Source organism: Kineococcus anabasis (assembly GCF_054590795.1).
Window position 1 is genome coordinate 526,905 of the sequence record NZ_BAAIHU010000002.1, and the last position, 22,400, is coordinate 549,304.

Annotated in this window: 14 protein-coding genes; 6 read left to right on the top strand and 8 right to left on the bottom strand. The window is 75.8% G+C overall.

Translation table 11 applies throughout. The annotated features are described in order from the left end of the window. Positions 1–98: 98 nt before the first annotated feature. The 3 genes from ACYQBY_RS05865 to ACYQBY_RS05875 form a co-directional block, all read right to left on the bottom strand. Complete coding sequence (locus ACYQBY_RS05865) at positions 99–1,541, bottom strand: maltokinase N-terminal cap-like domain-containing protein (protein ID WP_459642884.1); 1,443 nt, start codon at positions 1,539–1,541, stop codon at positions 99–101. Between the two features lie 83 nt (positions 1,542–1,624). Continuing rightward, complete coding sequence (treS, locus tag ACYQBY_RS05870; protein WP_459642885.1) at positions 1,625–3,568, bottom strand: maltose alpha-D-glucosyltransferase; 1,944 nt, start codon at positions 3,566–3,568, stop codon at positions 1,625–1,627. After that, complete coding sequence (locus tag ACYQBY_RS05875; RefSeq protein WP_459642886.1) at positions 3,569–5,779, bottom strand: alpha-1,4-glucan--maltose-1-phosphate maltosyltransferase; 2,211 nt, start codon at positions 5,777–5,779, stop codon at positions 3,569–3,571. Between the two features lie 119 nt (positions 5,780–5,898). Here ACYQBY_RS05875 and glgP point away from each other — a divergent pair, with 119 nt between their 5' ends. Continuing rightward, positions 5,899–8,466, top strand: coding sequence for an alpha-glucan family phosphorylase (gene glgP, locus ACYQBY_RS05880; protein ID WP_459642887.1), 2,568 nt, complete (start codon positions 5,899–5,901; stop codon positions 8,464–8,466). A 75-nt stretch (positions 8,467–8,541) separates the two neighbouring features. Here the strand turns inward: glgP and glgX are convergent, their stop codons facing one another. Beyond that, positions 8,542–10,716 carry a glycogen debranching protein GlgX gene (glgX, locus tag ACYQBY_RS05885; protein WP_459642888.1) on the bottom strand — a complete coding sequence of 725 codons (2,175 nt, stop codon included), beginning with the start codon at positions 10,714–10,716 and terminating at the stop codon, positions 8,542–8,544. A gap of 180 nt (positions 10,717–10,896) precedes the next feature. Between glgX and ACYQBY_RS05890 the strand changes: the two genes are divergently transcribed. Beyond that, positions 10,897–12,090, top strand: coding sequence for a cysteine desulfurase family protein (locus ACYQBY_RS05890; protein WP_459642889.1), 1,194 nt, complete (start codon positions 10,897–10,899; stop codon positions 12,088–12,090). Continuing rightward, positions 12,090–13,172 (top strand): tRNA 2-thiouridine(34) synthase MnmA, encoded by a 1,083-nt coding sequence (gene mnmA, locus ACYQBY_RS05895; protein ID WP_459642890.1) that lies wholly within the window; start codon positions 12,090–12,092, stop codon positions 13,170–13,172. The genes ACYQBY_RS05890 and mnmA overlap by 1 nt, the downstream gene beginning before the upstream one ends. A gap of 42 nt (positions 13,173–13,214) precedes the next feature. Here the strand turns inward: mnmA and ACYQBY_RS05900 are convergent, their stop codons facing one another. Next, entirely contained in the window at positions 13,215–13,994 is a 780-nt protein-coding gene (locus ACYQBY_RS05900; protein WP_459642891.1) for an MIP/aquaporin family protein, read from the bottom strand. Between the two features lie 173 nt (positions 13,995–14,167). Between ACYQBY_RS05900 and ACYQBY_RS05905 the strand changes: the two genes are divergently transcribed. Next, complete coding sequence (locus ACYQBY_RS05905) at positions 14,168–15,151, top strand: aldo/keto reductase (protein ID WP_459642892.1); 984 nt, start codon at positions 14,168–14,170, stop codon at positions 15,149–15,151. A gap of 78 nt (positions 15,152–15,229) precedes the next feature. Here ACYQBY_RS05905 and ACYQBY_RS05910 read toward each other — a convergent pair whose 3' ends face one another. The 3 genes from ACYQBY_RS05910 to ACYQBY_RS05920 form a co-directional block, all read right to left on the bottom strand. Then, positions 15,230–16,534 (bottom strand): DUF445 domain-containing protein, encoded by a 1,305-nt coding sequence (locus tag ACYQBY_RS05910; protein WP_459642893.1) that lies wholly within the window; start codon positions 16,532–16,534, stop codon positions 15,230–15,232. 146 nt (positions 16,535–16,680) lie between these two features. Beyond that, complete coding sequence (locus ACYQBY_RS05915; protein ID WP_459642894.1) at positions 16,681–18,456, bottom strand: alpha/beta hydrolase; 1,776 nt, start codon at positions 18,454–18,456, stop codon at positions 16,681–16,683. 274 nt (positions 18,457–18,730) lie between these two features. Beyond that, a complete protein-coding gene (locus ACYQBY_RS05920) occupies positions 18,731–20,497 on the bottom strand; it encodes an alpha/beta hydrolase (RefSeq protein WP_459642895.1) in 1,767 nt (588 codons plus the stop codon). Positions 20,498–20,680: 183 nt separating this feature from the next. On the opposite strand from ACYQBY_RS05920, the gene ACYQBY_RS05925 reads away from it, so the two are divergent. Continuing rightward, the gene (locus ACYQBY_RS05925; RefSeq protein ID WP_459642896.1) at positions 20,681–21,667 is read left to right on the top strand and encodes a uroporphyrinogen decarboxylase/cobalamine-independent methonine synthase family protein; all 987 of its coding nucleotides are present in this window, start codon (positions 20,681–20,683) and stop codon (positions 21,665–21,667) included. 93 nt (positions 21,668–21,760) lie between these two features. Further along, on the top strand, positions 21,761–22,357 hold the full coding sequence (locus tag ACYQBY_RS05930; RefSeq protein ID WP_459642897.1) for an N-acetyltransferase family protein: 597 nt from the start codon (positions 21,761–21,763) through the stop codon (positions 22,355–22,357). Positions 22,358–22,400: the final 43 nt, after the last annotated feature.

Consider the following 22,400-nt stretch of genomic DNA (forward strand, 5'->3'; position numbering starts at 1 on the left):
GTCTGTCGCTGTCGGCCCCAGCTCGCCACAGCGGGTGAGCCACCCCGGCCGGGGCCGCGGAACCGGTCCGGGGAACGGTTCGGCGGCCGGGCCGGGCCTCAGGACAGGAGCCGCTCCACGGCCGCCAGGGGGATCGGCAGCCAGTCGGGCCGGTTGCGCGCCTCGTACACCACCTCGTACAGGGCCTTGTCCAGCTCCAGCGCCCGCAGCAGCACGGCGGGGGCGCCACCGGTGCGGGGGTCCAGGCCGGCGACGTCCGCGTACCCGTCGAGGAACGCCTCCCGGCCGGCCTCGGTCCAGGCCTGCGCGCGGGCGGCCGCCGCGGGGTCCTGCGAGCCGACGGTGGCGTGCCGGCCGGCGTAGTCGAAGGAGCGCAGCATCCCGGCCACGTCCCGCAGGGCGAGGTCCGGGACGCTGCGCTCGGCCAGGGGCCGCAGCGGCTCGCCCTCGAAGTCCAGCAGGACCCACCCGCGCTCGGCCGAGTGCAGCACCTGGCCGAGGTGGTAGTCCCCGTGGACGCGCTGCAGGTCCGGGGAGTGCCCGGCGGAGCGCACCGAGCCGGCGACCGCGCGGGCCCGCTCCGCGTACGGGCGCAGCTCCTGCACCGCCGACGTCGCCCAGTCCACGCGGGCGACGAGGCCGTCGGCGAGCGCGCCGAGGCGCTCGGGCGTGGCGTGCGCGGTGGGGAGCGTCGCGGCGAGCACCGCGTGCACCTGCGCGGTGGCGCGCCCGAGCTCACCGGCCTCGGCGGTGAAGTCGCGGCCCGCCTCCACCGCCGCGCACGCCACGCGCCAGGCGTCCTCGCTGCCGGCGAGGAACTCCGTGACGAACGCCAGGTGCCCCCTGACCTCGGTGTCCCCGACGCCCCAGGTGCCCTCGACCCACCCGGCGGGGCGGGGCACGCGGCTGCAGCCGGCGGCGGCCAGGGCGCTCTGCACGACGACGTCCGGGTTGTCACCGGGGTGCAGGACGCGGAACAGCTTCGCGATGAGCGGGGTGTGCCCGTCGGCCTCGACGATGACGGAGGTGTTGGACTGTTCCCCGCGCAGGACGCGGGTGCGGGCGTCGACCGGCACGGGCAGCCCGGAGGCCGGGCGCACCCCGCGCACGGCCAGCGCGCCGGGCCCCCGTGCCGCCCGACCGCCGGCGACGAGACCCAGCAGGGCGTGCACGAACGCGGGATCGGCCGCGCCGTCGTAGACCCACCCGCCAGGCTCGCCGGCGGGGGTGGCGGGCAGTTCGCCGACGAGGGCGTCCTCCAGGCCGGTGGCGGGGGAGGGGTGCACGGTCAGCGGGACCTGGTAGGTGGCGCTCTCCGAGCCGGAGCGGGTCGCGGCCAGCACGAGGAGGACCCGCACGCCCGCGGGGCCGGGCAGCGGGACCACCTGCGTCCCGGTCACGCTGACGTCGCCGCCCTTGTGGGCGAACCAGCGCCTGCCCGGCAGCCACGCGCCCAGCAGGGGCGCCAGCGCCTCCTCGGCGGGGGCGGGGCCGGGAACGGACAGCGGTGCCTCGGAGTGGGTGCTCGTCTGCTCGCTCACCCTGCAGAACCTAGCGAGCCGGGGCGCTGTGCGCGCCCCGGCCCGTGGCCCCGCCCCTGCCCGCGCGAGCGGCGGGAGGGGCCTCAGCGCTCGTCGTCGGGACGGATGAGCCGGAGCCAGAAGAAGTCCCGCCCGCCGATGGTGACGCGCAGGCAGCCCTCGGCGTCCAGCGAGGGGAACGAGGCGCCGCCGAACAGGTCCCGGACGACGGCGTTCTCGTACCCGGGGATGCGCAGGTGCGCCGACTGCGCCGAGGTGGAGAGGTTGTTCACGCACAGGACCGTCTCGCCGCGCCGCTCGTGCGAGGGGTCCAGGACGCGCAGGAACGCCAGGACGGCGTCGTTGTCGCAGAACCCGTCGTCGGGACGCACCTCGGGTGCGCCGACGGCCCGCTCCAGCGACTCCTCCCCGGCGCGCGCCTCCAGCGTGCTGACCTGCGCGCCGCCCTGCCGCCGGTTCGGGGCCGCGGCGTGCGACTCCGCGCCCACCATGTCGGGCCCCAGCGCCTCGGCCCGCAGCGCCTCGGCACCCACGGCCTCGGTCGCGGGGTGCGCCGCGACCTCCCCGTGGAGCTGGGGGTGCCGGGAGGTCAGGGCCACGTACCTGCCCAGCCCGAACACCGGGTGCTGCTTGCGCACCGCGAGGACGTTGCGCACCCAGTGCAGCAGCGACGAGGACGACGCCAGCTGCGCCTCGACGTTGACCGCCTGGTAGTTGTAGACGAGCGACTGGACCGTGGGCAGGTACAGCTTGCCCGGGTCCGCCGAGGAGAACCCCGCGTTGCGGTCCGGGGTCCACTGCATCGGCGTCCGCACCGCGTCGCGGTCCGCCAGCCAGATGTTGTCGCCCATGCCGATCTCGTCGCCGTAGTACAGGCACGGGCTGCCCGGCAGGGACAGCACGAGCGCGTGGATGAGCTCGATCTCCGGGCGGGAGTTGTCCAGCAGCGGGGCCAGCCGGCGCCGGATGCCGATGTTGGCGCGCATCCGCGGGTCGGGGGCGTACCAGCCGTACATGGCGGCGCGCTCCTCCGTCGTCACCATCTCGAGGGTCAGCTCGTCGTGGTTGCGCAGGAACGTGCCCCACTGCCCGCCGGAGACGGGGATCTCCGGGGTGGCGGAGAGGATGTCGACGATCGGGGTGGCCTTCTCCTCCCGCAGCGCGTAGTACAGGCGCGGCATCACGGGGAAGTGGAAGCACATGTGGCACTCCGGCTCCTCCTCCGTGCCGAAGTACTCCACCACGTCGAAGGGCCACTGGTTGGCCTCCGCCAGCAGCACCCGCCCCGGGTACTCCTCGTCCACCATCCTCCGCAGCCTGCGCAGGAAGTCGTGGGTGCGCGGCAGGTTCTCGCAGTTGGTCCCCTCCTCCTCGAACAGGTAGGGGACCGCGTCGAGGCGGAAGCCGTCGATGCCCAGGTCCATCCAGAAGCGGACGGCGTCGAACATCGCCTCCTGCACGTCCGGGTTCTCGAAGTTGAGGTCCGGCTGGTGGCTGAAGAAGCGGTGCCAGTAGTACTGCCGGCGCACCGGGTCGAACGTCCAGTTCGACGTCTCCGTGTCCACGAAGATGATGCGCGCGTCGGAGTACTTCTCGTCCGTGTCGCTCCAGACGTAGAAGTCCCCGTACGGGCCGTCCGGGTCGGAGCGGCTGGCCTGGAACCACGGGTGCTGGTCGCTGGTGTGGTTCATCACCAGGTCCACGATGATCCGGATGCCGCGGTTGTGGGCCTCGGTGACCAGGCGCTGGAACTCCGGCAGCGTCCCGAACTCCGGCAGCACCGCGCAGTAGTCGGAGATGTCGTACCCGCCGTCGCGCAGGGGCGAGGCGTAGAACGGGGGCAGCCAGATGCAGTCGATGCCGAGCCACTGGAGGTAGTCGAGCTTCCCGAGCAGGCCGGAGAAGTCCCCGCTGCCCGAGCCGTTGGAGTCCGCGAAGGCGCGCACCAGCGCCTCGTAGAAGACGGCCGACTTGTACCAGTGGGGGTCGTTCTTCAACCCGGGGCCCGCGATGTGGAGGTTGTCCACTCACCGCCTCCTGACGTGCAGCACGTGCGCGGGCTCGTAGTACACCGGGTCCAGGCGGACGTAGTTGTGCGCCCCCCACGTCCAGGACGCGCCGGTCAGCAGGTCGTGCACCTCGAAGGCCTCGTGCCACTCCATGCCCAGGGCGGGCATGTCCAGGTGCACGGTCGTCTCGCGGGCGTTGTGCGGGTCGAGGTTGACGACGACGATCAGCAGGTCCTCGTCGCCCTCCTGGTTGTGCGCCGGCGTCCAGCGGCGCGAGTACACCACGAAGTTCTCGTCGTCGCTGGAGTGGAAGGCGGTCCCGCGCAGGTGCTGCAGCGCCTTGTGCCCGCGCCGGACCTCGTTGAGGCGGCGCAGCAGCGGTGCCAGGCTGCGGCCCTCCCGCTCGGCGGCGGCGAAGTCGCGCGGGCGGTACTGGTACTTCTCGTTGTCGAGCTGCTCCTCCACGCCGGGGCGGGGCTGGTTCTCCACCAGCTCGTAGCCGGTGTAGATGCCCCAGGACGGGACCATCGTCGCGGCGAGCACCGCCCGCAGCTTGAAGACGGCCGTGCCGCCGTGCTGCATGGTGGGCGTCAGGATGTCGTGCGTCGTCGGCCAGAAGTTCGGCCGCATGTAGTGCGCCGACTCGGTGGTGAGCTGGGTGAGGTACTCGCGCAGCTCCCACGCGGCGTTGCGCCACGTGAAGTAGGTGTACGACTGCTGGAAGCCCACCTTGGCGAGGGTGTGCATCATCGCCGGCTTCGTGAACGCCTCCGACAGGAACACGACCTCGGGGTGGCGGCTGTTCACCTCCCCGATGAGCCACTCCCAAAACTGCACCGCCTTGGTGTGCGGGTTGTCCACGCGGAACAGCGTCACGCCGTGCGCGACCCACAGCTCCACGACCCGCAGGACCTCGGCGTAGATGCCGGCCGGGTCGTTGTCGAAGTTGAGCGGGTAGATGTCCTGGTACTTCTTCGGCGGGTTCTCCGCGTAGGCGATGGAGCCGTCGGCGCGGGTGGTGAACCACTCCGGGTGCTGCTCCACCCACGGGTGGTCCGGGGCGCACTGCAGCGCGAGGTCGAGGGCGACCTCCAGGCCGTTGCGGCGGGCCTCGGCGACGAAGGCGTCGAAGTCCTCCATCGTGCCGAGGTCGGGGTGCACGGCGTCGTGCCCGCCCTCCGCGGCGCCGATCGCGTACGGCGAGCCGGGGTCGAGCGGCCCGGCGGTGAGGGTGTTGTTGGGGCCCTTGCGGTTGGTGCGCCCGATGGGGTGGATCGGGGTCAGGTAGGCGACGTCGAAGCCCATCGCGGCGATCTCCGGCAGGCGCTGCGCCGCGGTGGCGAACGTGCCGGAGCGCCAGCGGCCCTCCTGCTCGTCGAACCAGGCTCCCTCCGAGCGGGGGAAGAACTCGTACCAGCTGGAGAACAGCGCGAGCGGGCGCTCCACCCGCAGCGGGTAGGTGGGCGAGGCGGACACCGCGTCGCGCAGCGGCATGGCCGCCAGGACCTCGTGCACCGCGCGCGAGGTGCCCGCCGCCAGGCGCGCGGCCTCGGGCCGGGAGGCGTCGCGCAGGCCGGTGACGGCGTCGGTCAGGACCTTGCGGTCGGTGTCGGAGCGGCCCGGCAGCGCCAGGGCCCGCTCCAGGACGCGCGCGCCCTCCTCCAGCATGAGGGCGGCGTCCACCCCGGCGAGGACCTTGATGGTGGCGTCGTGCTCCCACGTGCCGTACGGGTCCGACCAGCCCTCGACCCGGATGCCCCAGTCGCCCTCCGACGTGGGCGCGAGCACCGCCTCGTAGCGGTCGGTCCCCGGCACGGTGGTCCTCATCGGCGCCCACGCGGCGTCCCGCCCGTCCGGGCCGACCAGGACGGCCGTGGCCGCGACGGCGTCGTGGCCCTCGCGGAACACCGTCGCCGTGATGGGCACCGGCTCCCCGACGACCGCCTTGGCCGGCCAGCGGCCGCAGTCCACGACGGGCCCGACCGCCAGGACGGGGATGCGCCCGAGCTCCAGCGCGCCGCGGGCGGAGCGGGTGGGGCCCGCGTGGGCGGGCTCGTCGGCCGCCGCGGTCGTGTCCCGCGCGGCGTCCGTCACCGAGGTGGTCTGCGCCTCGACCTCCGGCCGTGCCGCCCCCGGCCGTGCCGCGGCGGCCTCTCCCGTCCCGTCGCGGCTCCCCCCGCGGCGGCCGGTCGAGCTCTGGTCCTGTGCTGGGCTCACGTCAGGGCTCACGGGGGAAACCTACCGAGGCCCGGCCGCGACGGCGCGCCGTCACCCCTGTTCACACGCCGTTCACACGGGCCCGCCGCACGCAGGGCGCGGGAGGGATCCCCTCGCTACGCTGCCGGACCGTGAGAGCCATCCGTCGCTTCACCGTCCGGACCGTCCTGCCCGCGCCCCTCGCCCCGCTGGGCGAGCTGGCGAGCAACCTGCGCTGGTCGTGGCACAAGCCGACTCGGGACCTCTTCGAGTCGATGGACCCCGCCGCGTGGGCCGCGGTGCACCGGGAGCCCGGCGCGCTGCTGGGCGCGCTGAGCACCGAGCGCCTCGACGAGCTCGCCGGCGACGCCGGCTTCGTGGCCAGGGTCCAGGAGGCCCTCGCCGACCTGCGCGAGTACCTCTCCCGCCCCGGCTGGTACGCCGGGCTCGGGGAGGAGGCGCCGAAGGCCATCGCGTACTTCTCGATGGAGTACGGCATCACCGGCGCCCTGCCCCAGTACTCCGGCGGCCTCGGCATCCTCGCCGGGGACCACCTGAAGTCCGCCAGCGACCTCGGCGTCCCGATCGTCGGCGTCGGCCTGTTCTACGCCACCGGCTACTTCAAGCAGTCCCTCTCCCGGGACGGCTGGCAGCAGGAGACCTACCCCGTCCTCGACCCGGACGGCCTGCCCCTGTCGATGCTGCGCGAGGCGGACGGCACGCCCGCCACCGTCAGCATCGGCCTGCCCGGCGGGCGCACCCTGCACGCGCACATCTGGCGGGCGCAGGTCGGGCGGGTCCCCCTGCTGCTGCTCGACTCGGACGTGGAGGAGAACGACGACGCCGCCCGCGGCATCACCGACCGCCTCTACGGCGGCGGCGGCGAGCACCGCCTGCAGCAGGAACTGCTCTGCGGCGTCGGCGGCGTGCGGGCCCTGCGGGCCTGGGCGCGCATCACCGGCGCCCCGGCGCCGGAGGTCTACCACATGAACGAGGGCCACGCCGGCTTCCTCGGCCTGGAGCGCATCCGCGAGCACATCACCGACGGCGGGCTGGGCTTCGACGAGGCGCTGGAGGCCGTGCGGGCCTCCACGGTGTTCACCACCCACACGCCCGTCCCCGCCGGGATCGACCGCTTCGGCCGGGACCAGGTGGAGCTGTACTTCGGCGGCGCCGGCGGGATGCCCGGCGTCCCGCTGGAGCGCGTCCTCGCCCTCGGCGCCGAGAGCTACCCCGGCGGCGACCCCGGCGTCTTCAACATGGCCGTCATGGGCCTGCGCCTGGCCCAGCGCGCCAACGGCGTCTCCCAGCTGCACGGCGCCGTCAGCCGCGGGATGTTCACGGGCCTGTGGCCGGGGTTCGACGCCCCCGAGGTGCCCATCACCTCCATCACCAACGGCGTGCACGCGCCCACCTGGGTCGCCCCCGAGATCGTGGCGATGGCCCGTCAGCACACGGGAGGCGACTTCGTCAGCAGCGGCGAGGGCTTCGACCAGGTCGCGCAGATCCCCGACGAGGAGATCTGGCGCACCCGCCGCATCCTGCGCGCCCGGCTCGTGGCCGACGCCCGCACGCGGCTGAAGCGCTCCTGGCTGCAGCGCGGGGCCAGCGAGGCGCAGCTCGGCTGGATCAAGGACGTGCTCGACCCGGACGTGCTGACCATCGGCTTCGCCCGCCGCGTCCCCACGTACAAGCGCCTCACCCTCATGCTGCGCGACCCCGAGCGGCTGAAGGCCCTGCTGACCCACCCCGAGCGGCCCGTGCAGCTCGTCATCGCCGGCAAGTCCCACCCCGCCGACGAGACCGGCAAGCGCCTCATCCAGCAGATGGTGCGCTTCGCCGACGACGCGGGCGTCCGGCACCGCATCGTGTTCCTGCCGAACTACGACATCACCATGGCCCTGACCCTCTACCCGGGCTGCGACGTGTGGCTGAACAACCCGCTGCGGCCCTTCGAGGCGTGCGGCACGTCCGGGATGAAGGCCGCGCTCAACGGCGGGCTCAACCTCTCCATCCTCGACGGCTGGTGGGACGAGTGGTTCGACGGCGCCAACGGCTGGGCGATCCCCACCGCCGACGGCGTGGAGGACCCCGAGCACCGCGACGACATCGAGGCCGAGGGGCTGTACGACCTCATCGAGAACTCCGTCGCCGCCCGGTTCTACGACCGCGACGAGCGCGGCCTGCCCGCCCGCTGGATCGAGATGGTCCGCCACACCCTCGCCTCGCTGGGGCCGAAGGTCCTCGCGAGCCGCCAGGTGCAGGACTACGTCCAGCAGCTGTACGTGCCGGCGACCGCGGCCGGCCGCGCGGCCACCGCCACGGGTGCCCGTGCGGCCCGCGACCTCGCCGCCTGGAAGCAGCAGCTGCGCACGTCCTGGTCCGCGGTCCGCGTCGACCACGTGGAGTCCACCGGTGTCGGGGACTACCCGCAGGTGGGCGACGTCATCGAGGTGCGCGGGTTCGTCTCCCTGGGCGACCTCGACCCCGCGGACGTGCAGGTGGAGGTCGTGCACGGCCGGGTGTCGGAGTCCGACGAGCTCACCGTCGCCGGTGTCGTGGCCCTGGAGCACGCCGAGGCCTACGAGGCGGGCAGGCACCGCTACGAGGGCAGGCTCACGCTGCGCCAGACCGGCCCGTTCGGCTACACGGTGCGCATCCTGCCCCGGCACGCCGGGCTGGCGTCGCCCGCGGAGCTGGGCCTCGTCGTCAACGCCTGACCGGCGGACGGCACGCACCGGAGGCCGGCACCCCCTGCGGGGTGCCGGCCTCCGGCACGTGCGCGGCCGCGGACCTCAGGCCGTGGCGAGCACCTGCACCGACCACGGCGCCACCCGCAGGGTGCTCCCAGCCTCGACGGGCTCACCGGCCCGCCCGCCGCCGGGGGCGGCCGCCTGCGCCGGGGCCTCCACGGCCGAGTTCCACAGGTGCAGCAGCTTCCCGGCCCCCGGCACCACGGGCAGCACGACCTCCCCCGGCGCGTCCCAGCCGTGCAGCACCACGAGCACCGAGTCCTCCCCGGTCTCCCGGCCGTCCACCAGGACCTGCAGCACCCGGCGCCCCGCCTCGTGCCAGCGCTCCACGCTCATCGGCTGCCCGTCCGCGCCGAACCACAGCAGGTCGTGGCGGCTCTCCCGCGGCGGGCGCCCCGGCACCGCGCCGCCGCGCCGCAGCACCGGGTAGCGCCGGCGCAGCTCCAGCAGGGCACGGGTGTCCACCAGCAGGGACCGCTGCCAGCCCGCGAGCTCCCACCCCACCCAGGACACCTCGTTGTCCTGGCAGTAGGCGTTGTTGTTGCCGCCCTGGCTGCGCCCGAACTCGTCGCCCGCCGTCAGCATCGGCACGCCCGTGGACAGCACCAGCGTCGCGAGCAGGTTCCGCATCGAGCGGCGCCTGGCGGTGGCCACCTCCCCCTCGGGGACCGGTCCCTCCACCCCGTGGTTCCAGCTCGTGTCCGAGTCGCTCCCGTCGCGGTTGCCCTCGCCGTTCGCCTCGTTGTGCTTGCGGTCGTAGGCGGTGAGGTCGGCGAGGGTGAAACCGTCGTGGGCGGTGACGAAGTTGACGCTCGTCAGGCGCCCGCGCTGCGGGTCGAACGTGTCGGCGGAGCCGGCGAACCGGGTCGCGATCTCCTGCAGCCCCCGGCCCGGGGCGTCGGGGGCGCCGTGACCGCAGGCCGCCTCCCGCGCGTCGGTCAGCCAGAACCGCCGGACCCCGTCGCGGAACCGGTCGTTCCACTCCGTCAGCGGTGCCGGGAACTGACCCGTCCGCCAGCCGTACGGCCCGATGTCCCACGGCTCGGCGACGAGCTTGGTCCCCGCCAGGACCGGGTCGGTGGCCAGCGCCACCAGGAACGGGTGGTCCGGGGTGAAGCCGTCCCCGCCGCGGGCCAGGGTGGTCATCAGGTCGAACCGGAAACCGTCCACCCCCAGCTCGGACACCCAGTACCGCAACGAGTCCAGCGCCTGCTGCACCACCCGCGGGGAGCGGAAGTCCAGCGAGTTGCCGCAGCCGGTCACGTCGAAGGGGCGCCCCGCGGCGTCGCGCAGGTAGTACGTCCGGTCGTCCAGCCCGCGCCACGACAGCGACGGGCCGTCCGGGCCGCCCTCGCAGGTGTGGTTGTAGACGACGTCGAGGAGGACCTCCAGCCCGGCGGCGTGCAGGTCCCGCACCGCGCGGCGGAACTCCTCGCGCACCGCCTGCGGGCCCGCCGCCCGCGCCGCGGCCGTCGCCAGCCCCGGCTCCGGGGCGAAGAACCCCAGGGTGCTGTAGCCCCAGTAGTTCTCCGCCCCGCGCTGCCGCAGCGGGACCTCCGTGGACCTGGCGTGCACCGGCAGCAGCTCCACCGTCGTCACCCCGAGGGCGAGCAGGTGCTCCACGACCGCCGGGTGCGCCAGGGCCGCGTAGGTGCCGCGCAGCTCCTCCGGGACCTCGGGGTGCAGCTTCGTCAGGCCCCTGACGTGCGCCTCGTACACGACGGTCTCGGCCCACGGCACGTGCGGGCGCTCGTCCGGGCCCACCGCCAGGTCCGCCGGCAGGTCGCCGAGCACCACGCCCCGCGGGACGAAGGGGGCGCTGTCCCGCCCGTCGCGCACGGTGGGGTCGCCGGTCAGGTCCGCGCCCACGGTGTGGGCGAAGATCTCCGGGCGCAGGGCCACCTCGCCCTCCACCCCGCGCGCGTACGGGTCCAGCAGCAGCTTGGCCGGGTTGTGCCACAGGCCGCGCTCCGGCTCCCAGCGCCCGTGCACCCGGAAGCCGTAGCGCGTCCCCGGCCCCACGCCGGGCACGTGCCCGGACCACACGCCGTGCTCCACGTCCGGCAGGGGCACGCGGCGCTCGGGGGCACCGGGACCCGCGGACAGGCACACCTCGACCGCGTCGGCGTGGGCTGCGAACACCGCCACGTCGGCGCCGTCCCCCCGGAGGGTGACGCCGAGCGGTGCGGGACGGGCTCCTCGGGTGTGGACGGGCACCGCCGCAGTCTGCCGCAGCCCCGCCGGGGGCGGCGACCGGTCCGGCGATCTTGGCACCGGCCGGCCGGGGGGTCCCCGTTCCCCGGCGGGTGCGGCACCGCCGCGCCGCCCCCGGCGGCCGCGGCGCCGGCTCCGCGATCCGGGCGGCGGGCCCCGGGAACCGACCTAGACTCGTGCACCGTGCCGGCGTACCTCGACCACGCGTCCACGACGCCGCTGCGTCCCGAGGCCGCCGCCGCGGTGGTCGAGGAGCTCGGGCGCACGGGCAACGCCTCCTCCCTGCACAGCGCCGGACGCCGCGCCCGCAGGGTGGTGGAGGAGTCCCGCGAGGCCCTCGCCGACGCGGTCGGCGCCGGGGCCAGCGAGGTCGTCCTCACCGCCGGCGGCACCGAGGCGGACAACCTCGGCGTCAAGGGCCTGTACTGGGCCCGCACCGCCGCCGACCCGCGCCGCCGCCGCATCCTCGCCTCCGCCGTCGAGCACCACGCCGTCCTCGACGTCGTGGAGTGGCTGGTGCGGCACGAGGGCGCCGAGGTGACGTGGCTGCCCGTGGACGGCACCGGCCGCCTCGACCTCGACGCCCTCGACCGGGCGATCGCGACCTCCGGCGACGAGGTCGCCCTGCTGACCCTCATGTGGGCCAACAACGAGGTCGGCACCCTGCAGCCGGTGCGCGAGGCCGCCGCCCTGGCCGCCGCCGCCGGCATCCCCGTGCACACCGACGCCGTGCAGGCCGTCGGCCACGTCCCCGTCGACTTCGCCGGCTCCGGCGTGGACGCGCTGGCGCTGTCGGCCCACAAGTTCGGCGGGCCCGTCGGCGCCGGGGCCCTGGTGCTGCGCCGCGGCCTGGACCTCGTGGCCGTCCAGCACGGCGGCGGGCAGGAGCGCGGCGTGCGCTCCGGCACCCTCGACGTGCCCTCCGTGCGCGGCATGGCCGTCGCCGCCGTCGCCGCCGTCGCGGAGATGGACGCCGAGGCCGCCCGGCTGCGGCTCCTGCGCGAGGACCTCGTCGCCGGCCTGCGGGCGCAGGTGCCGGGGGTCGTGGTGCGCGGTGACGCCGACCCCGCCGGCCGCCTGCCCGGCCACGCCCACGTCACCGTGCCCGACTGCGAGGGCGACTCCCTGCTCTACCTCCTCGACGCCGCCGGCGTGGAGTGCTCCACGGGCTCGGCGTGCCAGGCGGGGGTGCCGCGGCCCAGCCACGTCCTGCTGGCCATGGGCGTGGACCCGCTCGACGCGCGCGGCGCCCTGCGCTTCTCCCTCGGGCGCACCACCACCGCCGCCGACGTCGCCGCGGCCGTGGCGGCGTTCGGCCCCGCCGTCGCGCGCGCCCAGCGGGCCACCCGCGCCAGCCGCGCGCGCAGGGCGTCCTGATGCGCGTGCTGGCCGCGATGAGCGGCGGGGTGGACTCCGCGGTCGCGGCGGCGCGCGCCGTGGACGCCGGGCACGACGTCGTCGGCGTGCACATGGCGCTCTCACGCTCCCCGGGCACGCTGCGCACGGGGGCGCGGGGCTGCTGCACGATCGAGGACGCCCGCGACGCCCGCCGCGCCGCCGACGTCCTCGGCATCCCGTTCTACGTGTGGGACCTGTCCGAGACGTTCGTGGCGGACGTCGTGGAGGACTTCGTCGCCGAGTACGCCGCCGGGCGCACCCCGAACCCGTGCGTGCGGTGCAACGAGCGCGTGAAGTTCGCCGCGCTGCTCGACAAGGCCCTCGCCCTGGGTTTCGACGCGGTCTGCACCGGCCACTACGCCCGCGTCGTGCCCGGCCCCGACGGCACGCCCCGGCTCCACCGGGCGCGGGACGCGGCCAAGGACCAGTCCTACGTCCTCGCGGTCGTCGCCCCCGCCGAGCTCGCGCACTCGCTGTTCCCGCTGGGCGAGGCCGCCTCCAAGGAGGAGGTGCGCGCCGAGGCGCAGCGCCGGGGGCTGGCGGTGGCGGCCAAGCCGGACAGCCACGACATCTGCTTCATCCCCGACGGCGACACCCGGGGCTTCCTGCGGCGCCGGCTCGGCGAGCAGCCGGGGGAGGTGGTCGACACGGGCGGGGAGGTGGTGGGCACCCACGCCGGTGCGTACGGCTTCACCATCGGCCAGCGCAAGGGCCTGGGGGTGCAGCGGCCCGCACCGGACGGGCGGCCGCGCTACGTGCTGTCCATCAGCCCGGTGGAGCGGCGCGTCGTGGTGGGCGCCGCGGAGGAGCTGCTGGTGCGGCGCCTCAGCGCCACCGCCCCCGTCTGGGGTGGTCCCGCGCCGGCCGGGCCGGTGGAGGTCGCCGCGCAGGTCCGCGCCCACGGCGAGGCGGTGCCCGCGGTGGTGCAGGTGGCGGGTGAGGAGGTGGACGTCGTGCTGCGCGTCCCCTTCAGCGGGGTGGCGCCGGGGCAGACCGTCGCCCTCTACGTCGGCGACCGGGTGCTGGGCTCGGCCACCATCACCGGCACGGCGCGGGACTGAGCCCGCGAGGGGCCCCGCCCCGCGCCGTGCCGGCGAGCGGTCTCAGGAGGGCGCCTCGGTGCGCGCCAGGACCTTGTCGTACAGCAGTGCCGCCGCGACGCCGCCGAGGACGGGCCCGACCAGGTACACCCACAGGCTCGTGAAGTTGCCCGCCACGATCGCCGGGCCGAAGGCGCGCGCGGGGTTCACCGCACCACCGGTCACCGGGGCCGCCATGAAGATGCACACCGCCAGCGCCGCACCGGCCGCGACGGGCGCCGCCGCCGCGGGAGCCCTCTCGTCCGTGGCGACGGAGATCACCACGAGGACCAGCACGAAGGTGATGAGCGCCTCCACCAGCAGGGCCCGCACGTCGCTCACGCCCTCACCGGGGACCGTCGTGGCCAGCCCGGCCTCCTCGCGGGCGCGCGAGCCGTACATCCCCCACACCGCGAGCGAGGCCAGCACCGCGCCGACGAGCTGGGCGCCCACGTAGACGGGCACCGCCTTCCACGGGAAGCGCCCGGCCGCGGCCAGGCCCAGCGTCACCGCCGGGTTGAGGTGGCAGCCGGAGACGTGGCCGAGCCCGGCCGCCAGCGCCACCAGCGCCAGGCCGAAGGCGAGCACCACGGCGAGCAGCTCGTACCCGGGTGCCTGGCCCACGAGCCAGCCCATCGCGGTGGCGGTGCCGGCCAGGACGAGGACGAAGGTGCCGACGAGCTCGGCGACACCGCAGCGCACGACGTCCTGGCCGGGGGTGCTGCCGTAGAGGCCGCGGGCCCGGACCGCGCCGGAGACGCTGAGGGTGTCGCCGTGCGCGGTGCGCGGCGGGTGGTGTGCCATGGGGGAGCCTTCCGGGTCGGGCGGCCGTCGGGGAGGCGGCCGGGGCGCGTCTACGCCGTAGGAGCGATACCCGGCTGCGCGCCGCGGGAAACGGGGCGCCGGCGGTGCGCGGGAGCTGCGGGACCGGGGCGGTGGGGTGGGAGCGCGCTCCGCCAGCCCGTAGGGTCCGCGGCATGGAGACGAGAATGCTGGGCAAGACCCAGCGGCTGGTCAGCGTCGTGGGGCTGGGCTGCTGGCAGCTCGGCGGCGACTGGGGCTCGGTCAGCGAGGACGACGCCCTGGCGACCCTCACCGCCGCCGTGGAGTCCGGTGTGACCTTCCTGGACACCGCCGACGTCTACGGCGACGGCCGCAGCGAGCAGCTCATCGCCCGGTACCTGCGGGAGAACCGCACCGCGGAGCTGACGGTCGCCACGAAGATGGGCCGCCGCGCCGACCCGCACACCCCCGGGGCCTACACCCGCGAGGCGTTCCGCGCCTGGAACGACCGCAGCCGCGCCAACCTGGGCGTCGACCGGCTCGACCTGGTGCAGCTGCACTGCCCGCCCACGCCCGTCTACGACCGCGACGAGGTGTTCGACGCCCTCGACGAGCTGGTCGCCGAGGGCCGCATCGCGAACTACGGCGTGTCGGTGGAGACCACGGCGGAGGCGCTGACCGCCATCGCGCGCCCCGGTGTGTCCAGCGTGCAGATCATCCTCAACTGCCTGCGCCTGAAGCCCCTGGAGGAGGTGCTGCCCGCGGCGCTGGAGCACAACGTGGGCATCATCGCCCGGGTGCCGCTGGCCTCGGGGCTGCTGTCGGGCAAGTACGACGAGAACACCACCTTCGCCGCCGACGACCACCGCACGTACAACCGCGGCGGCGAGGCGTTCGACATCGGCGAGACGTTCTCCGGGGTGCCCTTCGAGGTGGGCGTGCAGGCCGCGCGCCGGCTGGCGGAGGTCGCCGGGGACGTGCCGCTGGCGGCGTTCGCGCTGCGCTGGATCGTCGACCAGCCCGGCGTGACGACGGTCATCCCGGGCGCCCGCAACGGCGAGCAGGCCCGGCGCAACGCCGCCGCGGCACAGCTGCCGCCGGTGACGGACGAGCAGGCCGCCGCGGTGCGGGCCGTCTACGACGAGCTGGTCCGGGAGCACGTGCACGGCCGCTGGTGAGCCGGTGAGCCGGTGAGCGCGGCGCGGTCCGCGGGACGTGGTGTCCCGCGGGCCGCGCCCCTGCGCCGCCCGGCGGGCTCAGTGGCCGGCGAGCTGGGTGGCGGCGTGGATGAGGACCCCGACGAGCCCGCCGACCACGGTGCCGTTGATCCGGATGAACTGCAGGTCGCGGCCCACGTGCAGCTCGATGCGGCGGGCGGCGTCGTCGCCGTCCCAGCGGGCGACCGTCTCGGAGATGACGGTGGCGATCTCCGGTGCGAAGCGGCGCACCAGGTGCCCGGTGGCGTCCACGACGTGGGAGTCGATGCGGGCCCGCAGCGCGTCGTCCTCCAGCAGCCGCCGCCCGAGGTCGCCCAGCGCCCTCACGGCTCGCACGCGCAGCTCGCTGCCGGGGTCGGCGACGGCCTCGGTGAGCAGCCGGCGCACCGTGCCCCACAGCCCGGCGATCGTCTGCCGCACGTCGGGGTGGGTGAGCAGCCGCTTCTGGAACTCCAGCGCCCGGGCCCTGGTCGTGGCGTCGTGCTGCAGGTCCCGGGCGAAGCGGGAGAGCAGGTCGTCGATCGCCCGGCGGCCGGAGTGGCCCGGGTCGGCGAGGGCGTCGGTCACCCAGCGCAGCGCCTCGCTGTGCACCTTGCGCCCGATCCGCTCGTCGATCCACGACGGGCTCCACGACGGGGCGCGCTCCACCACCATCGCCAGGATCGTGTGCTCGTTGTGGTCCAGCCAGCGCTGCGCCTCCCGCAGGCACACGTCGACGACGGGGTGGTGGGTGCCGTCGGCCACGACCCGCTCCAGCAGGCGGCCCGCGGCGGGGCTCCACGGCTCCTCCGCCATGCGCTGCAGCAGCACCTGGTCGAGCAGTGCGGCGACCTCGTCGTCCTTGAGGAGCTTCAGCCCGCCGCCGACGACGACGGCGGCCTCCTCCACGATGCGCTCGGCGCTGCCGGGGCGCACCACCCACGAGGCCAGGCGCCGGGTCACCTCCGCGCGGGCGACCTTGTCTCGCACCACGTGCTCGGCCAGGAAGTTGGAGGAGACGAACTCCTCCAGGCTCTGCCCCAGGGCGTCCTTCTTGCGGGGGATGAGGCCGGTGTGCGGGATGGGCAGGCCGAAGGGCCGGCGGAACAGGGCGGTGACGGCGAACCAGTCGGCGACGGCGCCGACCATGGCGGCCTCGGCGGCGGCGTTGACGTAGCCGAGGACGCCGGAGGTGCCGAGGGTGGCGAAGTAGACGACGGCGGCGGCCAGCAGCAGGCCGCCCGCGACGACCCGCATCTGCCGCAGGCCCCGGCGCCGCTCCTCGTCGGCGGCCGACAGCAGGAACGGCACCGGCGCCGTCGTCTCCGGCGGGGAGGTGGGCGCGGGGGCGGTGGGTGCTGGCACGGGGCCATCCTGCCGCCGCGGGAACCGGTGGACGACCCGTGGTCACCGGACCTGCACGCACCCTCCGGCACGCACCCCGGCACGGGACGGCGGAGGCCGCCCCGCGGGTGCGGGACGGCCTCCGGTCGGCGTCGCGGTGGCCGGCGTCAGCCGGTGATGAGCTCGCGGAGCTGCTCGCGGCCCTTGGCCTGCCGCTCGCCGGGCACCGGCAGCCCCGTGCCCTGGCAGGTGACGTCGCGCGCCGGCGCCTTCCCGGTGGCGAGGAAGGTGTCCACGACCGCGTCCACGCAGGGGTTGCCGACGCTGGCGTACAGGGCGTGGTCGCCCTCGCCCCTCACGAGCACCAGCCGGGAGGTGGGCAGGGCGGCGCGGCTGCGCCGGGCCCCCTCGACGGGGGTGGCGGGGTCGTGCTCGGACTGCACGATCAGCAGCGGGGGCAGGTCGCGCCCGTCGGGCTTCGGCAGGCTCAGCGGGGGTCGCTTCCAGTAGCCGCACGGCTGCTGCGTGGTGCTCCAGCCGATCAGCGGGTACCTCTCCCCGTGCCGCTGCCCGAGCGCGTTCCAGAACCTCGCGCCCTGCGACCAGGCGGTGTCGTTGCAGGTGACGGCGTAGAACGTCGCGCTCTCCGCGTCGGGTGCGCTCCCGGCCGGCCGGGCCGTCGGCGCTGCCCCGATCCGCGGGCGGGAGGGCAGCAGCTGCTGCACGTCGGGGGCGACCTGCTGGGCGAGGCGCTGCACGCCCGCGCGGTCCCCGAGCGGCACGAGGTCGGAGATCACCCGCAGCAGGCGCAGGGTGCGCGCCAGCTCCTCGAAGGAGGTCTTGCTGTACATCGCCCCGGCGATCATGGAGTCGAGCGCCACGCCGTCCACGCGCCCGACCAGGGGGATGTCCAGCGGGCGCTGGGCGAGGTCGCCGCGCAGCGCCTCGTAGGTGCCGTTGACGTCCTGCGCGGTGCGGCCCAGGCGGAAGCGGGTGTGGTGCTTCGCGGCCCAGGGCTGGAAGTCCGCGGCGAAGCGGCGCTGGAAGCCCAGGGGCTGGTCCTCGGCGAACACCTGCTGGAACGGGGCGGCGACGTCGACGGCGGAGTCCAGCACGAAGCGGCCGACGCGGGCGGGGAAGTACGTCGCGTACTGCGCGCCCAGCCAGGTGCCCCCGGAGTAGCCGACCCAGTCGACCCGCTCGCGGCCGAGCAGGGCGCGCACGAGGTCGAGGTCGGCCACGGTCTGCTCGGTGTTGACGAACGGGGCCAGCGGTGAGGAGCTGCTGCAGGCCTTCGCGATCGCGCGCATGGCGGTGGCGGTGGCGGCCAGCGCCCGGGGGGAGCGGTCGCGCCAGTCCGGGAGCACCCCGACCTCGGCCTGCACCTCCGGGCCGCAGGTGGTGTTCGTGCTGGCGCCGGTGCCGCGCACGTCGATGCCGATGACCTCGGAGTTCGCCAGCGCCGGGCGGTCGGCGAGCACGAGCGGCACGAACAGGCCCGCGCCGCCGGGGCCGCCGGGGTTGGTGAGGATCGTGCGGGCCGGGCGCGGCCCCTCGCGGCGCACCCGGCTGATCGCGATCTCGACGGTGGCGCCGTCGGTCGGGGCGCCCCAGTCGCGCGGCGCCCGCAGGCTCGCGCACTCCAGCACGGGTGGCAGCCCGGGGGGCAGGGCCTCTTCGGGGCAGGGACCCCAGGTGAGCTTCTGGTCGCGGATCGCGGCGGGGGTGCGGGCGAGGAACTGCCGCTGCGCCTCCGGGAGCCCGGCGGGGCGGGCGGTGGCGAGCGGGCTGAGGGGGGCGTTGCCGGGCAGCGCACCGGTGCGCGGTGCGGCCGAGGCGGGCCCCGCGGTGGCGGCGAGGAGGGCGACGGTCAGGGTCGCCACGGTGCCGGCCATCGCCGGGCCGGTCCGTCGGACCGCGCGGGCAGGGGGAGCAGGCGTCATCGTCGATCTCCTGTCGAGGGGCGCGGGGGGCGCGGAGGGCGTCTCGCCCCGTGCAGTCTTCCGGGGGGCCGGGTGCGGCCCATCCGTCGAAGGATGGTCATGATCTCCGTCTCCCGTCGTCACCGCCATCGGACACGCGGTGAACGGTCGGTGACCTGACGGGTGGGTCCGCGCCGTCCCGCACCCGCGGGGGACGGCGGAGGCCGCCCCGCGGGTGCGGGACGGCCTCCGGTTCCTCCCGTGCCCGTCGACGGTGCCGGCCGGTGGTGCGGTGTCAGCCGGTGATGAGGGTGCGCATGAGCTGCTGGCTCTTCGTCTGCTTCGCGCCGGGGTCCGGGATGCCGGTGCCCTCGCAGGTCACGTTGTCCGCCGGTGCCCTGCCGGTGGCGAGGAAGGTGTCCACGACCGCGTCCACGCAGGGGTTGCCGACGCTGGCGTACAGGGCGTGGTCGCCTTCGTCCTCCACGAGCACCATCCGGGAGGTCGGCAGCGCGGCGTGTGCGCGCCACGCGCCCTCGACCGGGGTGGCGGGGTCGCGCTCGGACTGCACGATCAGCAGCGGGGGCAGGTCGCGCCCGTCCGGCTTCGGCAGGCTGAAGGCGGGGCGCTCCCAGTAGCCGCACGGCTGCTGGGTCTTGCTCCAGCCCACCAGCGGGTGCTTCTCGCCCTGCCGCTGCCCGAGCGCGTTCCAGAACTCCTCGCCCTGCGACCAGGCGGTGTCGTTGCAGATGATGTTGTAGAAGGTCGCGACCGCGGCGTCGGGAGCGGACGCGGCCGGCTGCGGTGGGAGCACCCCGAACCGCGGCCGGGAGGGCAGCAGGTCCCGCACCAGCGGGGCGAGATCGCGGGTCAGGCGCTGCACGCGCGCCTCCTCCCCCTTCGGGACGAAGCCGGAGACGGTGTTGACGATGTCCAGCAGGCGGGCGAGGTAGGCGAACTCCTGCTTGGAGTACATCGACTGCGCGATGACGTTGTCCAGCACCACGCCGTCGATGTGCAGGCCGCCGGGGACGGAGAGCGGGCGCAGCGCGAGGTCGGCGCGCAGGGCCTCGTAGGTGCCGTCCACCTCCTGCGGCGTGCTGCCCAGGTGGTAGATCGCGTCGTGCCTGGCGGCCCACGTCTGGAAGTCCTGGGTGAAGCGGCGCTGGAAGCCCAGGGGCTGGTTCTCGGCGAACCCCTGCTGGAAGGAGCTGGCGACGTCGACGGCGGAGTCGAGGACGAAGCGGCCGACGCGGGCGGGGAAGTAGGTGGCGTACTGCGCGCCCAGCCAGGTGCCCCCGGAGTAGCCGACCCAGTCGACCTGCTCGCGGCCGAGCAGGGCGCGGACGAGGTCGAGGTCGGCCACGGTCTGCTCGGTGTTGACGTACGGGGCCAGCGGCGAGGTGGTGCTGCAGGCCTCGGCGATCCCGCGCATCGAGGCGGCGGTCTTCTCCAGGGCGCCGGGGGAGCGGTCGCGCCAGTCCGGGGCCTCCTCGATGCCGGTGCCGTCGCCGCAGGTGACGTTGGTGCTGGCGCCGGTGCCGCGCACGTCGATGCCGATGACCTCGGAGTTCGCCAGCGCCGGGCGGTCGGCGAGCACGAGCGGCACGAACAGGCCGGCCGCGCCGGGGCCGCCGGGGTTGGTGAGGATCGTGCGGGCCGGGCGCGGCCCCTCGCGGCGCACCCGGCTGATCGCGATCTCGACGGTGGCGCCGTCGGTCGGGGCGCCCCAGTCGCGCGGCGCCCGCACGGTCGCGCACTCCAGCACGGGCGGCAGCCCGGGGGGCAGGGTGCCCTCGGGGCAGGAACCCCAGGTGAGCTCCTGGTCGCGGATCCCGGCGGGGGTGCGCGCGAGGAACTGGCTCTGCGCCTCCTCCAGGTGGGCCGGGCGCGCCGTGGCGAGCGGGCTGAGGGGGGCGGTGCCGGGCAGCGCCTCGGTGCGCGGCGCGGCGGCGGCGGGTGCGGCCGTGCCGGCGGCCAGCGCCGCGGTGAGCACGAGCACGGTGCCGGCCGCGCTCCTGCCGGTGCGCCGGGCCGTGCGGGGCGGGGGAGCAGGCGTCATCGTCGATCTCTCCTCGTCGGGGGCGGTGCGCGCGGGCACCGGGGTGGGGCGCGGGTAGCGTCCGGTGCCGTGAAGTCTTCAGACGGGCCCGCCGCGGCCCATCCCCCGAACGACGCCCGGGACCTCCCTCAGCCGTCGCCGGCGCCATCGGGCGGGCGGCTGAGGGCCGGGGACCTGAGGGGGGTGGCCACCGCGCCGGGTCCTGTGCCGGGCGTCGAGGCGCGCGAGGCCGCGGCGGTGGTGTTCGGGGAGCTGGGCGCCGGGCACCTGCCGTTCCTGCCGCAGCTGCCCCGGCGCGGTCCCGGGGCGGACGCGGTCGGGCGCGGGGCGTGCCTGCTCGTGGACCTGGCGGTGGACCTGCAGCCCTCGGGGTGGCGGTTCGTGGACCGTCCCGGCCGCGACGCCGGGCGGGCCCGCAGCTTCCTGCGCGCGGACCTGGACGAGCTGGCCGAGGTCGCCGACGGCTACGCGGGGCCGCTGAAGGTGCAGGTGGCGGGGCCCTGGTTGCTGGCGGCGAGCGTGGAGCTGACCCGCGGGGAGCGCTCGGCGGCCGACCCGGGAGCGCGGCGGGACCTCGTCGCCTCGCTCGCGGAGGGCGTCGCGGCGCACGTGCGGGAAGTGCGCAGGCTCGTGCCGGGCGCGCGGGTGGTGGTGCAGGTCGACGAGCCGGTGCTGCCGGCGGTGCTGGAGGGGCGGCTGCCCACGGCCAGCGGCTACGGGCGGCTGCGCGCGGTGGAGCAGCTGGAGGTGGAGGCCGGCCTGCGGGCGGTGCTGGAGGCGGCGCGCTCGGCGGGGGCGCTGGCCGCGGTGCACGCCGCGGGGGCGGAGGTGCCGTGGGCGGTGCTGCGCGCGGCGGGCCCCGACGCCGTCGCGGTGGACGTGACCGGGCTGGGCGCGGGCGGCTGGGAGTCGCTCGCCGCCACGGTCGAGGCCGGGGTGGGGTTGTGGGCGGGGGTGCTGCCGGTGGCCGGTGCACCGCCGGGGGTGGGTGCCCTCGTCGACGCGGTGCGCGGGCCGTGGCGGCGGGTCGGCCTGCCGGCGGCGGACCTGGCGGGGCTGGTGCTGACCCCGGTGGGCGACCTGGCGCAGATCGCCCCGGCCCTGGTGGCGCCGGCGCTGCGGCGGCTGCGGGAGGCGGCGGGCGCGCTGGCGGAGGCCGCGGCGGGTTGAGCGCGCTCTCCCCGGCGTGTCCGCGGGCGTGTCGGTTGCTCCGGATGGGGGGCCGCTTGACGCCCATGACGGGGCGTCACCGAAGATGACGCCATGAGCACCTTCGTCGCGCCGATGTTCCTGCCCGCGACCCCCTTCTGTGCGGAGCCCGACCCCGCCGTCCGCTTCCGCGAGGCGGAGGCGGAGGACGTGCTCGACGTGGTGCGCCTGGTGGAGTCCGCCTACCGCGGGGAGAGCAGCCGCGAGGGCTGGACCACCGAGGCCGACCTGCTGGACGGGCAGCGCACCGACCCCGAGGGCGTGGCGGAGCTGCTGGCGGACCCGGCGGGCGCCGTGCTGCTGGCCGAGTCCGAGGACGACGGCCTGCTCGGCTGCTGCCACCTGCACGTCTCCGGGACCCGCGCGTCCTTCGGGCTGTTCGCCGTGCGCCCGCGCCGGCAGGGCGCCGGGCTGGGCAGCGCGCTGCTGGAGGAGGCGCGCCGACGTGCCCGGCAGGCCGGCTGCACCGACATGGAGATCAGCGTGCTGCGCCAGCGCGAGGAGCTGCTCGCGTTCTACCGGCGCCGCGGGTTCGCCGAGACGGGGGAGCGGGTGCCGTTCCCGTACGGGCAGGAGCGCTTCGGCCTGCCGCGCCGCGACGACCTGGAGATGCTCGTGCTGCGCGCGCCGCTGGGGGGGAGCGCCGGCTGAGCGGGGTGCCGCCGGGCCGGGAGGTCCGCGGCCACCTCCACCG